Genomic DNA, 13,856 nt, shown 5'->3' on the forward strand with positions numbered 1-13,856 from the left:
CGGGCAAAAAACAAGCCGAGGATTATACCTGAGCTATGACCTCACGCGCCAGTTGAGGTCGGGTTTGATACAGCCATATTGCGTTTTAATAGGTCGCGCATCTGATTTGCTATCTGAATTGCTTCCTCCGCGGTCAGTCCTGGCTGCCGTGCTTTTCTGATAAGTGCTTCCAGGCTATCCGTGTGTTGACCTGCTGATAACCTATTAATGGTGTCTAAAAACTGTTGTTCAAGGTTGTCGCCTTTAATCAGCCATTCCTTTTCCGCTAATGCTTTGAGAAGGCGTCCCTGTTCAGTACCGTGCCAGCGGGCCATCAACTGAATTGAGTTTAGCTTAGGATTTTTTTGCACGGCCTCGACAAGGGCAACCAGCAGTTGCGCATAAGTGTTGCTCTCATTGGCGAAGTGATTGGCGGTTTCTACCTTGCCGGCCAGCTCGGGATGATGAATGAGAGTGCGAAGCGCGATTAAAGTTGGGGCTTCCACTGCAATCGGTGTGCGCGGGGCGCTCTGTTGATCGCGATCCCCGCCGCGTTTGCCGTTCTTGTCCCAGGGCTTTTTGTCCCACTTCTTGCCGCCGGCGCCGGGTTTCTTCGGCGTCCATTCCTGCTGCGGCACGTACATCTCTTGTGCCTGCGGCTGATGGTAGTCGCTGTAATCCGGCATGGCGTCGTAATCGATACTGGGGTTATACGCCGGTGGCGCTTCCTGGGGAGCGCTTTGCGCCAGCTGGCTCACGGCTTCGCCGCTAAGCCCGGTAATTTCGGTCAGGCGCTGACGCATCAGGATGCGCAGGTTCGCGCCAGGGACTTTATCGATCAACGGCGCGGCGAGGGTGGCCATGTGGGCCTTGCCTTCGAGCGAGCGTGGGTCCGATTCTTCGGTCAGCTGTTGAAAGAAGTAATCCGCCAAAGGTTGGGCGTGCTGGTTGATTCGCGCGCGGAAAGCATCGGTGCCTTCGGAGCGGACCAGCGTATCCGGATCTTCGCCCTCGGGCAGGAACAGGAAGCGCGCCCGACGCCCGTCTTGCAGGCAGGGCAGGGTGGCCTCCAATGCTCGCCACGCGGCGTTACGGCCAGCCTGATCGCCATCGAAGCAGAACAGCACGTTGGGCACGACGCGAAACAGTCGCTTCAAGTGCTCTTCGCTGGTGGCCGTTCCTAGCGTGGCGACGGCGTTGCGCAGGCCTTGCTGGGCGAGGGCGATGACGTCCATGTAGCCTTCGACGACGATGATTTCGTCGAGGTTGCGGTTGTTCTTGCGCGCTTCATAAAGGCCGTAGAGTTCCTGGCCTTTATGGAATACCGGGGTTTCCGGTGAGTTCAGGTATTTCGGTTTGTCGTCGCCCAGTACCCGGCCGCCGAAAGCGATGATGCGCCCGCGACTGTCGCGGATCGGGAACATCACTCGGTCGCGAAAACGATCATAGCGTTTGCCGGTTTCGGCGTTTTCGATCAGCAGGCCGGCATCGACCATGGCTTTTTGTTGCAGGGTGTCGCTGCTCAAGTGCTTGAACAGATTGTCCCAGCCGGGTGGAGCAAAGCCGAGGCCGAAGTCCCGGGCGATTTCGCCTGTCAGGCCGCGACCTTTCAAGTAATCCACGGCGGCTTTGCGCGATGGATGGCTTTTCAGTGCCTGGCGGTAAAAGTCGGCGGCGGCGGTGAGCAGCGGGTACAGCGGCGAATCGGTCGGCTGCCGGGGTTTGTGCGGCCGTCCGCTTTCCTCGCGGGGGATTTCCATGCCGGCGGCTTTGGCCAGTTCTTCGACAGCCTGGATGAAGTCCAGGTTGTCGTGGTCCATCATGAAGCCGAGGGCGTTACCGCCAGCGCCACAGCCGAAGCAGTAATAGAACTGCTTGTCGGGACTGACACTGAAGGAGGGGGTTTTCTCTTTGTGAAACGGGCAGCAGGCGGTGTAGTTCTTGCCAGCCTTTTTCATTTGCAGGCGCGAGCTGACCACATCGACGATGTCGGTGCGGTTCAGAAGGTCGTCAATGAAGCTCTGGGGAATTAGCCCGGCCATGGCGTTCTCGTCGTCTGCGCTGAAATGGACCTAAAACGAAGGGCGGCCGAACGCGGGTCGTTGTTTGAGGCGCGCAAAATGTGCGGCTCGACCGGTGTCGTCTGCGTAATCGCTGTCGGGAAGTGTATCTGCCGAAAATCCACTGACGTTAGTACCAATCAGTATTCGACTAATTGAAAGTATTGCGCTGAAATCCGCTGCGACCAGTCGATGGTCTCGGATAGCTCATAAGCTGGCACGCAAGAAGGTGCCTTGGGCTGATCGTCGTGAGAGGAATCAGTGGGTGTGCTCGTCAGTAGCCTTGGAAGGCTCGTCAGAAAAGACGTGCACCGCTGGCAAAAGAGCCAGGTCTGACGCTGTGAAGCAAGTTTGTCTCGGTCGCGTCTGCGGCTTCGACGGTGAAGCATCAAGCGATGTCCGCAAATGCCATTAGCCCGGCTGAGGGCCGGGCTTGGCAGAAGCTTGCTACGAACGTCTGTGTATTAGTACAGACGAACGGCGCGGCGCTGTTCGCGCTGAACTTTCTTGGCGTGACGCTTAACAGCGGCTGCTGCTTTACGCTTACGCTCAGAAGTAGGCTTCTCGTAGAATTCGCGGCTACGAACTTCAGCCAGTACACCGGCTTTTTCGCAGGAGCGCTTGAAACGACGCAGAGCTACGTCGAAGGGTTCGTTCTCTTTTACTTTGACGGCTGGCATCCAGAGCTACCTTCATTCATTACCGGGGTCAACATCCTCGTGGCAAAAGAGCACTTGAAGACGTCGGTTTTTAAGGGTTGCGGATGTTAACCCCTCATCGCCCGGAATGCAAAGCCTCTGATCGAAAACCGCTAGTCGGGGCATCCCATGGCGACTATTATGCGCGCCTTCGAATTCAGCCTAAACAAGGCGCAAACCCATGCTAGTACTGGGATTAGAAACCTCCTGCGACGAAACCGGTGTCGCACTTTACGACAGTGAACGCGGCCTGCTGGCCGACGCGCTGTTCAGCCAGATAGACCTGCATCGCGCCTATGGCGGCGTAGTGCCGGAGCTGGCCTCGCGCGATCACGTCAAACGCATGCTGCCCTTGATTCGTCAGGTGTTGGCCGAGGCCGACTGCGTGCCGACCGAGATCGACGCCATTGCCTACACCGCGGGTCCTGGCCTGGTCGGGGCTTTGCTGGTAGGCGCTTCCTGCGCTCAGGCGCTGGCCTTTGCCTGGGGCATTCCCGCCCTGGGTGTGCACCACATGGAAGGTCACTTGCTAGCCCCCATGCTGGAGTCGCAACCGCCGGAATTTCCGTTCGTCGCTTTGTTGGTGTCGGGCGGTCATACGCAGCTCGTTCAGGTCGATGGAATCGGCCAATACACACTCTTGGGCGAGACCCTGGACGACGCCGCGGGCGAAGCTTTCGACAAGACCGCCAAGATGATGGGCCTCAATTATCCGGGTGGTCCGGAAATCGCTCGGCTGGCGGAGCAAGGGGTTGCAGGACGTTTCCTCTTCCCGCGTCCGATGTGCGACCGCCCGGGCCTGGCTTTCAGCTTCAGCGGCTTGAAAACCTTCGCTTTGAACACCTGGCAGCAGAGTGTCAAAGCCGGGGACGACAGCGATCAAGCCCGTTGCGACATCTCACTGGCGTTCCAGCAGGCCGTGGTGGAGACTTTGACCATCAAGTGCAAGCGTGCCCTGAAACAGGCTGGTATGAAGCGTCTGGTAATCGCTGGGGGCGTCAGCGCCAACAAGGCACTGCGCACGTCACTGGAGAAAATGCTCGGCGACATGAAGGGCGATGTGTTTTATGCCCGTCCCGAGTTCTGCACCGACAATGGCGCGATGATTGCGTTTGCTGGCTGCCAGCGCTTGCAGGCCGGGCAGCACGAAAGCCTGGCAATCAGCGTGCAGGCGCGCTGGCCAATGGAGCAATTGTCGGGGTTGTGATGAGCGGAGCTCATGCGCGGTATTTAAAAATGCCGTTCGCGCCCGGCAAACAGGTCGCGTAGATTGCCACGATGGCGCCAGACGATCAGGCCCGTGAGTGCGCTCATGGGCAGCAGTGCCGCCGGTTCCTGCCATGCAAGCAGCGGCAGGGTCAGAGGCGTTGCGATCAAGGCCGCCAGTGAGCTGGTACGGGTCAGGTAGAACGTCAGAAGCCAGGCGCATACCGCCAGCAGTAAGGCTGGCGGGTAGAGGCCCAGCAACATTCCGGCAGCGGTGGCGACACCCTTGCCGCCGCGGAAGCGAAAGTACAACGGGAACAGATGACCGATGACGGCGCAGACGCCGATCCAGGCCTGTTCTTGCAGCGAAAGGCCCGCGAAACCTGCGATCAGTACTGGCAGCAGGCCTTTGCAAAGGTCACCGAATAAGGTCAGGACGGCGAGTTTCTTGCCAGCCAGGCGCAACATGTTGGTAGCGCCGGCATTGCCCGAGCCACTCATTCGCGGATCGGGGGTACCCGTCAGGCGGCTGAGCAAAATGGCGAAGGACAGAGAGCCGAGCAGGTAGGCGAGAGTCGCCAATAACCAAAACATGCTAACTATTCCGGGCGAGGACGCCCTGATTCTAACGGCGCATTGCGCCCTTGTCGTGCAGCGGAGAAAAGTGCTTGGACAGAGTGTTTATCGAGGGCCTGGAAGTCGACACCGTGATTGGTGCCTACGACTGGGAACGAGGCATCCGACAGTGCTTGCGTCTTGACCTGAGTTTCGCCTGGGATAATCGCCCGGCCGCCGCTGGTGATGACCTGACACTGGCACTCGATTACGCGAGCGTTTCGTCGCGTATCCAGGCTTTTGCCGAGCAGGCGCAGTTCCAGCTGGTCGAGACCTTTGCCGAGCGTCTGGTTGAAGTGCTGATGAGCGAATTCCAAATCACCTGGGTGCGCCTCAAGCTGACCAAGCCGGGTGCTGTCCCGGCCGCCACTGGCGGTGTGGGCGTGGAGATCGAGCGCGGATGTCGCTGACTCAGGTGTATCTCGGGCTCGGCAGCAATATCGAGCGTGAATCCCATTTGCAGGCCGCGCTGGAAGCCTTGGCGGGCTTTCTGGTGGATATGCGCTGCTCTGCGGTGTTCGAAAGCCAGCCGGTGGGGATCAAGAGCGGACCGTTCTTCAACTTCGTGATTTCGGCTTACACCGACCTGTCGCTGATGGAGCTGGACCGCCGGTTGAAATTCATCGAAGCAGACAACGGCCGTTATGCGCCGGACCGCAAGGGTTTGCCGCTGGATATCGACGTTTTGCTGTTCGGCGATCTGGTCGGCAATTTCGATGGATTGATCCTCCCTCGCGCCGAAATTCTGAAAAATGCCTTCGTGCTGTGGCCGTTGTCGTTGATTGCGCCGGACAGGGTGCATCCGGGCGTAGGCAAAAGCTTTGCGACGTTGTGGAGCGAAGCACAGATCGATCAGGTGTTGGCGCCGGTGGCGTTTGAGTGGCGCGGTGAGCAGCTGACCCCTTCAAAACTGTTGTGATGCGGATGACGCCTTCGCGGGCAAGCCCGCTCCCACAAGGTCGACGCCGTACCTGTGGGAGCGGGCTTGTCCGCGATGCTTTTCAGGCTGACGCCGCTTCTTTGTAGGCTTTCAACGCCTTTAGTCGTTCGCGCTTGATTGCCTCGCCCAGCTCCGGCCCCTTGAACCCCTTCTCCAGCAATGGCTGAACCGCCACGCTCCGAGCCGCAGTCGCTGCACCGCGCAAATAATCCGCCTGTGGATAACTTCGCTGCTCCAGACCTTTGCGCCCGCGCGCGTCCATCTCGCACGCCGCGATAAATTCTTCGAACCGCTGCGGTCGGCGGTAGATATCAAAACTCTGCAACAACTCCAGCAAAGTCGACGCCTTCAGCTCCAGGGCGCGATGGCCGTGGGTGTGATATTGGCCCACCAACAGCGCCAGTTCCTGACAATCTTTCGGCGCCTTGAAGCGTTCGTTGACCGCTTTGATCAGCTTCAAACCCTTGTGCTCGTGAGCAATGTGCCGCGGCCATTCCTCCTCGGGCGTCAATCCTTTGCCCAAGTCATGCAGCAGGCAGGCCCAGCGCACGGTCAGCGGTTGTTTGTTCAGCGCCGCTTGCTCCAACACGCTCAGAGTGTGCACGCCAGTGTCGATTTCCGGATGGTGAGCTTCGGGTTGCGGTACGCCGAACAACGCGTCGACTTCTGGCATCAACACCTTGAGCGCGCCACACTTGCGCAACACCTCAATGAACACTTGTGGTTTATTTTCCATCAGTGCGCGGGAGATTTCTTTCCAGCTGCGTTCCGCGGTCAAGGCCTCCAGTTCGCCTGATTCGCTGAGTTGGCGCATCAGCTCCAGGGTTTCGTCCGCGACGGTGAAACCCAGTTCCGCATAGCGCGCGGCGAAGCGGGCAACACGCAAAACACGGAGAGGATCTTCGGCAAACGCCGGAGAAACGTGGCGAAGAACACGTGCTTCGAGATCGCGTTGACCATCGTACGGATCAGTCAGATGCTGCTGATCGTCTTCAGCCATGGCATTGATCGTCAGGTCGCGACGGATCAAGTCTTCTTCGAGGGTAACTTCGGGACTGGCGTGAAAGGTAAAACCGCCGTAACCGCGTCCGCTTTTGCGTTCGGTCCTGGCGAGGGCGTATTCCTCACCGCTTTTGGGGTGAAGAAATACCGGGAAATCGGCGCCCACCGGGCGAAAGCCCTTGGCGAGCATTTCTTCGGTGGTGGCGCCGACCACGACCCAATCGATATCGGTGACAGGCTTGCCCAGCAGGCGATCGCGTACCGCACCGCCAACTTTATAAATCCGCATAAAAAACCTCCATTAGCTCGACAGAATAACCTTTGCGTCGAACTAACGGAGGCAGAAACAGAATCAAAGATGGATGACGGCAAGGTCCAGTCGGCCGTAATCGCCTTCAGCATGCTCGCTTCTGGGCGGAACATGGTGGGTTTTCATCACTTGGTCGCCTTGCAGGGTTTCCAGGTGAATGTCGAAGCCCCAGAGACGGTGCAGGTGCTTGAGCACTTCCTCGGTGGATTCTCCCAGCGGTTTGCGGTCGTGTTGCTGGTGACGCAAGGTCAGGGAGCGGTCGCCGCGCCGGTCAATGCTGTAGATCTGTATGTTGGGTTCGCGATTGCCCAGGTTGTACTGCGCCGCCAACGTTTCACGGATGATGCGGTAGCCACCTTCGTCATGAATGGCCGGCACCAGCAAGTCGTCCTTCTGGTCGTCATCGAGAATGCTGAACAGCTTCAGGTCACGGATCACCTGGGGTGAGAGGTACTGCAGGATGAAGCTTTCATCCTTGAAGCTGCTCATGGCGAACTTGATGCTCGACAGCCAGTCGGTGCCGGCAATCTCGGGGAACCAGCGATAGTCCTCTTCGGTAGGGTGTTCACACATGCGGCGGATGTCCCGGTACATGGCAAAACCCAGGGTGTAGGGGTTGATGCCATTGTAGTAGGGGCTGTCAAAGCCGGGTTGATAGACCACGCTGGTGTGGGATGTCAGAAATTCCATCATGAAGCCATCGGTGACGAGTCCTTCGTCATACAGGTCGTTCATCAGGGTGTAATGCCAGAACGTGGCCCAACCCTCGTTCATCACCTGAGTCTGGCGTTGTGGGTAGAAATACTGGGCTATCTTGCGCACGATCCGCACGATTTCCCGCTGCCATGGCTCAAGCAGTGGTGCGTGTTTTTCGATGAAGTAGAGGATATTTTCCTGAGGTTCGGCGGGGAAGCGCGCGTTGTCCTTGTCGCTGTACTTGTCCGCACCCTTTGGAATGGTCCGCCACAGGTCGTTGATCTGTTTCTGCAAATGCTCTTCCCGGTCCTTTTGCCGGCGACGTTCTTCTTCGGCGGAGATCGGATACGGACGTTTGTAGCGATCGACCCCATAGTTCATCAGGGCGTGACAGGAATCCAGCAGGTCCTCCACCGCATCGATACCGTGGCGCTCTTCGCACTGCATGATGTACTGCTTGGCGAACACCAGGTAATCGATGATCGAACTGGCGTCAGTCCAGGTACGGAACAGGTAGTTGCCTTTGAAAAAGCTGTTATGCCCGTAGCAGGCATGGGCAACGACCAATGCCTGCATGCAGATGGTGTTTTCTTCCATCAGATAGGCGATGCACGGATCAGAGTTGATCACGATCTCGTAGGCCAGCCCCATCTGCCCACGGCTGTAGGACTTCTCGGTGCTGAGGAAGTGTTTGCCGTAGGACCAATGGTTATAACCCAGCGGCATGCCGACGGAGGCGTAGGCGTCCATCATCTGCTCGGCGGTGATCACTTCAATCTGGTTGGGGTAGGTATCCAGGGCATAACGGGCCGCCAGACGACTGATTTCTTTGTCGTAGGCCTGGATCAGCTCGAATGTCCATTCGGAGCCGGTGGAAATGGGTTGGCGCTTCTGCTCTTTGGCGGTCATGTCACTAACCTGCGCTGGAAGAGTTCACGGAAGACCGGATAGATATCGCCGGCCGAGACCAATTGTTGCTGGGCAAAAGTGTCTGAGAAGGCTTCGGCAATGCGTTCGTACTCGAACCACAGGGCCTGATGTTCGCGGGGGGTGATCTCAACGTAAGTGTAGTACTGCACGAACGGCATGATCTGGTTGATCAGGATGTCGCGGCAAATCGGCGAGTCGTCGTTCCAGTTATCGCCGTCGGAGGCCTGGGCGGCATAGATATTCCACTCGTTGCTCGGATAACGTTCGGCCATGATCTCCTGCATCAGTTTCAAGGCGCTGGAAACGATGGTGCCGCCGGTTTCGCGGGAGTAGAAAAACTCTTCTTCATCCACTTCCCGGGCACTGGTGTGGTGGCGGATGAACACGACGTCGATCTTGTCGTAGTTACGCTTGAGAAACAGGTACAGCAGGATGAAGAACCGCTTGGCGATATCCTTGGTCGCCTGGGTCATGGAGCCGGATACGTCCATCAGGCAGAACATCACCGCCTTGGAGCTGGGGTTGGGTTGCTTGATGAGCAGGTTGTACTTGAGGTCGAAGGTATCGAGGAAAGGCACGCGATGAATGCGCGCGCTGAGTTTTTCGATTTCTGCTTCGATTTCCTGAATATCGCCGAAGTTGTCCGGTTCATCCCGCTTGAGTCGCAGCAGTTCATCCTTGGCTTCGCGTAATTTTGCCCGGCTGCTGCCGGATAAGGCGATTCGCCGTGCATGGGCCGAGCGCAGGGTGCGGATAATGTTGATCCGCGACGGGTTGCCCTCGTTGCTGATCCCTGCACGAACGGTCTTGAAGGTGTCGGTACCGGTCAGGTTACGCTTGACCAGGTTCGGTAGCTCAAGGTCCTCGAACATGAATTCGAGGAATTCCTCCTGGGTAATCTGGAAGACAAATTCGTCCATCCCTTCGCCCGAGTTGCCGGCCTTGCCGGGGCCTCTGCCGCCGCCACCTCCGGGCGGGCGGGCAATGTGCTCGCCGCTGGTGAATTCCTTGTTGCCCGGGTGCACGACGGTCTGCTTGCCACCGCGACCGTGGTGAAGCACCGGCTCGTCGATGTCGCGGCCGGGGATGCTGATCTGTTCGCCGTGTTCCATATCGGTAATGGAGCGCCGGCTGACCGCCTCTTCGACAGCCTTTTTGATGTGATCACGGTAACGCCGCAGAAACCGCTGACGGTTCACCGTGCTCTTGTTCTTGCCATTGAGACGTCGGTCGATCACATAGCTCATGACTGCTCCTTAGAAGCTGTCCTGAAAGGGGCGAGCGGTTATGCAACATCGGACCGGTGCCAAGGGATATTCACGCTCCCCCAAGCGCTTTTGGACGCTGCCTGAACCTCGCTACCGACTTTCGAACACCTTCCAGAGGTCTGTGTAACAGAAAATGCGTACACAGGCCTCTGGCTGACGACAACCGGTCTGACCGGCAGCGGGTTATTGTGATTTTCTGACCCGCAGGTACCACTCGGACAGCAGTCGTACCTGTTTGTCGGTGTAGCCCCGCTCGACCATCCGTGTGACGAAGTCGTTGTGCTTCTGCTGATCCTCTTTGCTGGCTTTGGCGTTGAAGCTGATGACCGGCAGCAGGTCCTCGGTGTTGGAGAACATTTTCTTCTCGATGACCACCCGCAGTTTTTCGTAGCTGAGCCAGGTCGGGTTTTTGCCGTTGTTGTTGGCTCGGGCGCGCAGTACGAAATTGACGATTTCGTTGCGGAAATCCTTCGGATTGCTGATGCCAGCCGGTTTTTCGATTTTCTCCAGTTCTTCGTTCAGCGCTACGCGGTTGAGGATTTCTCCGGTTTCCGGGTCGCGGTATTCCTGGTCCTGAATCCAGAAGTCGGCGTACAGCACATAGCGATCGAAGATGTTCTGGCCGTACTCGCTGTAAGACTCGAGGTAAGCGGTCTGGATCTCCTTGCCGATGAATTCGATATAACGCGGTGCCAGGTATTCCTTGAGGAAGCGCAGATAACGCTCGCGGGTCTCGGCCTGGAATTGCTCCTGTTCGATCTGCTGTTCCAGCACGTAGAGCAAATGCACCGGGTTGGCGGCGATTTCGTGCGGATCGAAGTTGAACACCTTCGACAGAATCTTGAACGCGAAGCGGGTCGACAGGCCGTTCATGCCTTCGTCGACACCGGCGTTGTCGCGGTATTCCTGGATCGACTTGGCCTTCGGATCGGTGTCCTTGAGGTTTTCACCGTCATACACGCGCATCTTGGAGTAGATGTTCGAGTTTTCCGGCTCCTTGAGGCGCGACAGTACGGTGAACTGGGCGAGCATCTTCAGGGTGTCAGGCGCGCAGTGAGCCTTGGCCAGCGAACTGTTGAACAAGAGCTTGTCGTAGATCTTCACTTCGTCACTGACCCGCAGGCAGTACGGCACTTTGACGATGTAGATCCGGTCGATGAAGGCTTCGTTGTTCTTGTTGTTGCGGAAGGTGTGCCATTCCGATTCGTTGGAGTGGGCCAGCAGGATCCCGGTGAACGGAATCGCCCCCAGACCTTCGGTACTGTTGTAGTTGCCTTCCTGGGTGGCGGTCAGCAATGGGTGCAGCACCTTGATCGGCGCCTTGAACATTTCGACGAATTCCATCAGGCCCTGGTTGGCCCGGCACAGTGCGCCCGAGTAGCTGTAAGCGTCGGCGTCGTTCTGCGGGTATTCTTCGAGTTTGCGGATATCGACCTTGCCCACCAGTGCCGAGATGTCCTGGTTGTTTTCATCTCCCGGTTCGGTCTTGGCCACGGCGATCTGGTTGAGGATCGACGGATAGAGTTTCACCACGCGGAACTGACTGATGTCGCCGCCGAATTCGGCCAGGCGCTTGGTCGCCCATGGCGACATGATGGTGTTGAGGTAGCGCCGTGGAATGCCGAAGTCTTCCTCGAGGATCGCGCCATCTTCGGTGGCGTTGAACAGACCCAGAGGTGATTCGAACACCGGCGAGCCCTTGATCGCGTAGAAGGGCACTTTTTCGATCAGCTGCTTGAGCTTCTCGGCCAGGGACGATTTACCGCCACCCACTGGGCCGAGCAGATAGAGAATCTGCTTCTTCTCTTCCAGACCCTGAGCGGCATGACGGAAATAGGACACGATCTGGTCAATGCATTCTTCCATCCCGTGGAAGTCTTCAAAGGCCGGATAGCGGCGGATTACCTTGTTGGAAAAGATTCGCGACAGCCTCGAGTTGGCCGAGGTGTCGAGGAGCTCCGGCTCGCCGATGGCCAGTAACAGACGCTCGGCGGCGGAGGCGTAGGCGCTGCGGTCGCTTTTGCACAGTTCAAGATACTCTTGCAGCGAGAGTTCTTCCTGGCGTGTGGACTCGAAGCGTTGTTGGAAGTGGCTAAAGATACTCATGACGTCACCTCGCTCGATACGTGGAGCCGACGCCGGATCATTCAGTCGATGCTGGCAGCGACCGAATATGCAGTCGCTGTTTACCCCCCAGAACTCTTTCGAAGCTGACGACCCCGAAAGCTACTCCCGATGACCCGCACGCCGGTGTACCGGCTCTCCCCTGTTTTGGATGGCCTGCGCTTAAGGATAGTTGCTTATTCGGGAGGTAAAGGCGAGATACGTAATTAGTTGTGGCAGACCGTTCGTCTGCCACCGCGCGAGCCCGCGGGGGCCGGGGCTTGCGCGTTACAAAAAAATTATTCGGAACTGCCTTGCGCCGTTTCCGAAGGATAAGTCGTACGCCACAACTCGAAACCGCCATCCATGCTGTAGACGTCGGAGAAGCCCTGGCTGATCAGGTACGCCGCCGCGCTCTGGCTGGAATTACCGTGATAGCAGACCACCACAATCGGTGCATCAAGATCGGCGGCACGGATGAAATCCGAGATGGAAACGTTGTCCAGATGCTTCGATCCGGCGATGTGCAGTGCAGCAAAAGTTGCCGGATCGCGGACATCGACCACCACCGCGCCTTGTTCGCGCAGGGCTTGGGCCTGTTCCGGGGGGATACGTTTGAATTCGCTCATGGCGGGCTCCTGTGGCTCGGCTGAAAGCGCAGTCTAGCGCGGGGCGCTGGCTGACGATTGTTCGGAAATTCGTGGGGCGACTGGTGGTACGGCAGCATGGCCATGCTCGTCGCATTTGCAGGACAGGCGCTCACCGGTGTCGACATTCATCAGCGTCAGGGCGCCGCCCCAGACGCAGCCGGTGTCGAGGGCCGAAATGCCTGGTTCCTGGACGTTGCCTTCCAGCGCGGCCCAGTGGCCAAAGATGATCTTCAGGCCTTTGGTCTTGCGCTCCTTGTGCTGGAACCAGGGTTTGTAGCCCAGTGGCGCAGAGTCGAGACCTTCCTTGCTCTTGAGGTCCAGCTTGCCCTCGGCGGTGCAGAAACGCATGCGGGTGAAATAGTTGGTGATTACCCGCAGGCGTGTCACACCTGTGAGGGCGTTGTCCCATTTCGCCGGATCGTTGCCGTACATGCCATCGAGGTAGGCGGGGAACAGGTTGTCGTCGCGCAGCGCAGTCTCGACTTCGGCGGCACATTTCAAGGCCTTGCGCAGCGACCACTGGGGCGGTATGCCCGCATGGACCAGGGCAGTGTCGCGCTGTTCGTCGTAGTGCATGAGCTTTTGCTGGCGCATCCATTCCAGCAATTGCGCGCAATCGGGCGCTCCCAGAATCTCGCGCAGGGTGTCAGCCTTCTTCAGGCGTTCGATGTTTTGCCCGGCGGCCAGCAAGTGCAGGTCATGATTGCCGAGCACGCACACCAGCGATTCGCGAATGCTATAGAGGAAGCGCAAGGTTTCCAGAGACTGCGGGCCGCGGTTGACCAGATCGCCCACCAGCCACAGACGATCCTTTGCCGGGTCGAAGGCGACTTTTTTGAGCAGGCACTGCAGGGCTTCAAGGCAGCCTTGCAAGTCGCCGACAGCATACGTCGCCATCAGTGCAGGGCTCCGGGCACCGCCAGACGGAATGGAGCGATGATGGCGTCGAAGTGCTTGCCGTCGTCGGCGACCATCTCATAGGTGCCCTGCATCGTACCGACCTTGGAGGTCATGACCGTACCGCTGCTGTAGGTGTGGCTCTCGCCCACCTTGATCAACGGTTGCTGGCCAACAACGCCAGCACCGCGAACCTCTTCGACATGCCCGTCACCATCGGTGATCACCCAGTGCCGCGACAACAGCTTGGCCGGTAACTCGCCATTGTTGTGCACGGTGATGGTGTAGGCGAAAGCAAAGCGGTTTTGCTCGGGTTGCGATTGTTCTGCCAGATAGCGGGTGACGACGCTGACGTCGACCTGATAACGAGGATCGGACATGCAAGAGGCCTTAAAAACGAAGCGGGACGCGGGGCGTAGCTGATGGATTTCAGTCTAGGCCAAGTATCGGGTAGTAAACCAGACATCGCGTCTGGCGTCCTACCCGATAACGCTTAAGGACA

13 protein-coding genes are annotated in these 13,856 nt (G+C 58.1%); 3 read left to right on the top strand and 10 right to left on the bottom strand.

From position 1 onward, the window contains the following. Positions 1 to 41: 41 nt before the first annotated feature. Positions 42 to 2,021, bottom strand: coding sequence for a DNA primase (gene dnaG, locus FQ185_RS04955; protein WP_149416522.1), 1,980 nt, complete (start codon positions 2,019 to 2,021; stop codon positions 42 to 44). A 482-nt stretch (positions 2,022 to 2,503) separates the two neighbouring features. Further along, on the bottom strand, positions 2,504 to 2,719 hold the full coding sequence (gene rpsU / locus FQ185_RS04960) for a 30S ribosomal protein S21 (protein WP_002551877.1): 216 nt from the start codon (positions 2,717 to 2,719) through the stop codon (positions 2,504 to 2,506). Between the two features lie 199 nt (positions 2,720 to 2,918). On the opposite strand from rpsU, the gene tsaD reads away from it, so the two are divergent. Further along, positions 2,919 to 3,944, top strand: coding sequence for a tRNA (adenosine(37)-N6)-threonylcarbamoyltransferase complex transferase subunit TsaD (tsaD, locus tag FQ185_RS04965; protein WP_149416523.1), 1,026 nt, complete (start codon positions 2,919 to 2,921; stop codon positions 3,942 to 3,944). 23 nt (positions 3,945 to 3,967) lie between these two features. On the opposite strand, the gene plsY is transcribed toward tsaD, so the two are convergent. After that, positions 3,968 to 4,537 carry a glycerol-3-phosphate 1-O-acyltransferase PlsY gene (plsY, locus tag FQ185_RS04970; protein WP_149416524.1) on the bottom strand — a complete coding sequence of 190 codons (570 nt, stop codon included), beginning with the start codon at positions 4,535 to 4,537 and terminating at the stop codon, positions 3,968 to 3,970. A 74-nt stretch (positions 4,538 to 4,611) separates the two neighbouring features. Between plsY and folB the strand changes: the two genes are divergently transcribed. Together folB and folK are read left to right on the top strand one after the other, a co-directional pair. Beyond that, positions 4,612 to 4,968, top strand: coding sequence for a dihydroneopterin aldolase (folB, locus tag FQ185_RS04975; protein WP_149416525.1), 357 nt, complete (start codon positions 4,612 to 4,614; stop codon positions 4,966 to 4,968). After that, positions 4,959 to 5,477, top strand: coding sequence for a 2-amino-4-hydroxy-6-hydroxymethyldihydropteridine diphosphokinase (folK, locus tag FQ185_RS04980; RefSeq protein ID WP_149416526.1), 519 nt, complete (start codon positions 4,959 to 4,961; stop codon positions 5,475 to 5,477). The genes folB and folK overlap by 10 nt, the downstream gene beginning before the upstream one ends. Positions 5,478 to 5,559: 82 nt before the next feature. Here folK and FQ185_RS04985 read toward each other — a convergent pair whose 3' ends face one another. From FQ185_RS04985 to apaG, 7 genes are all read right to left on the bottom strand, one after another. Continuing rightward, on the bottom strand, positions 5,560 to 6,789 hold the full coding sequence (locus FQ185_RS04985; RefSeq protein ID WP_149416527.1) for a multifunctional CCA addition/repair protein: 1,230 nt from the start codon (positions 6,787 to 6,789) through the stop codon (positions 5,560 to 5,562). A gap of 63 nt (positions 6,790 to 6,852) precedes the next feature. After that, positions 6,853 to 8,415: a SpoVR family protein gene (locus tag FQ185_RS04990; protein ID WP_149416528.1), complete on the bottom strand. Its 1,563-nt coding sequence runs from the start codon at positions 8,413 to 8,415 to the stop codon at positions 6,853 to 6,855. Then, positions 8,412 to 9,683, bottom strand: coding sequence for a YeaH/YhbH family protein (locus FQ185_RS04995; RefSeq protein WP_149416529.1), 1,272 nt, complete (start codon positions 9,681 to 9,683; stop codon positions 8,412 to 8,414). The genes FQ185_RS04990 and FQ185_RS04995 overlap by 4 nt, the downstream gene beginning before the upstream one ends. A 204-nt stretch (positions 9,684 to 9,887) precedes the next feature. Beyond that, on the bottom strand, positions 9,888 to 11,810 hold the full coding sequence (locus tag FQ185_RS05000) for a PrkA family serine protein kinase (protein ID WP_008147199.1): 1,923 nt from the start codon (positions 11,808 to 11,810) through the stop codon (positions 9,888 to 9,890). Positions 11,811 to 12,106: 296 nt separating this feature from the next. Further along, positions 12,107 to 12,436 (bottom strand): thiosulfate sulfurtransferase GlpE, encoded by a 330-nt coding sequence (glpE, locus tag FQ185_RS05005; RefSeq protein WP_149416530.1) that lies wholly within the window; start codon positions 12,434 to 12,436, stop codon positions 12,107 to 12,109. A gap of 33 nt (positions 12,437 to 12,469) precedes the next feature. Beyond that, on the bottom strand, positions 12,470 to 13,354 hold the full coding sequence (locus FQ185_RS05010; protein ID WP_149416531.1) for a symmetrical bis(5'-nucleosyl)-tetraphosphatase: 885 nt from the start codon (positions 13,352 to 13,354) through the stop codon (positions 12,470 to 12,472). Next, positions 13,354 to 13,734 carry a Co2+/Mg2+ efflux protein ApaG gene (gene apaG, locus FQ185_RS05015; protein ID WP_149416532.1) on the bottom strand — a complete coding sequence of 127 codons (381 nt, stop codon included), beginning with the start codon at positions 13,732 to 13,734 and terminating at the stop codon, positions 13,354 to 13,356. Before apaG ends, FQ185_RS05010 begins: the two co-directional genes overlap by 1 nt. Positions 13,735 to 13,856: the final 122 nt, after the last annotated feature.

The sequence above is a fragment of the Pseudomonas sp. ANT_H12B genome, assembly GCF_008369325.1.
In the GTDB taxonomy this organism is placed as follows: domain Bacteria; phylum Pseudomonadota; class Gammaproteobacteria; order Pseudomonadales; family Pseudomonadaceae; genus Aquipseudomonas.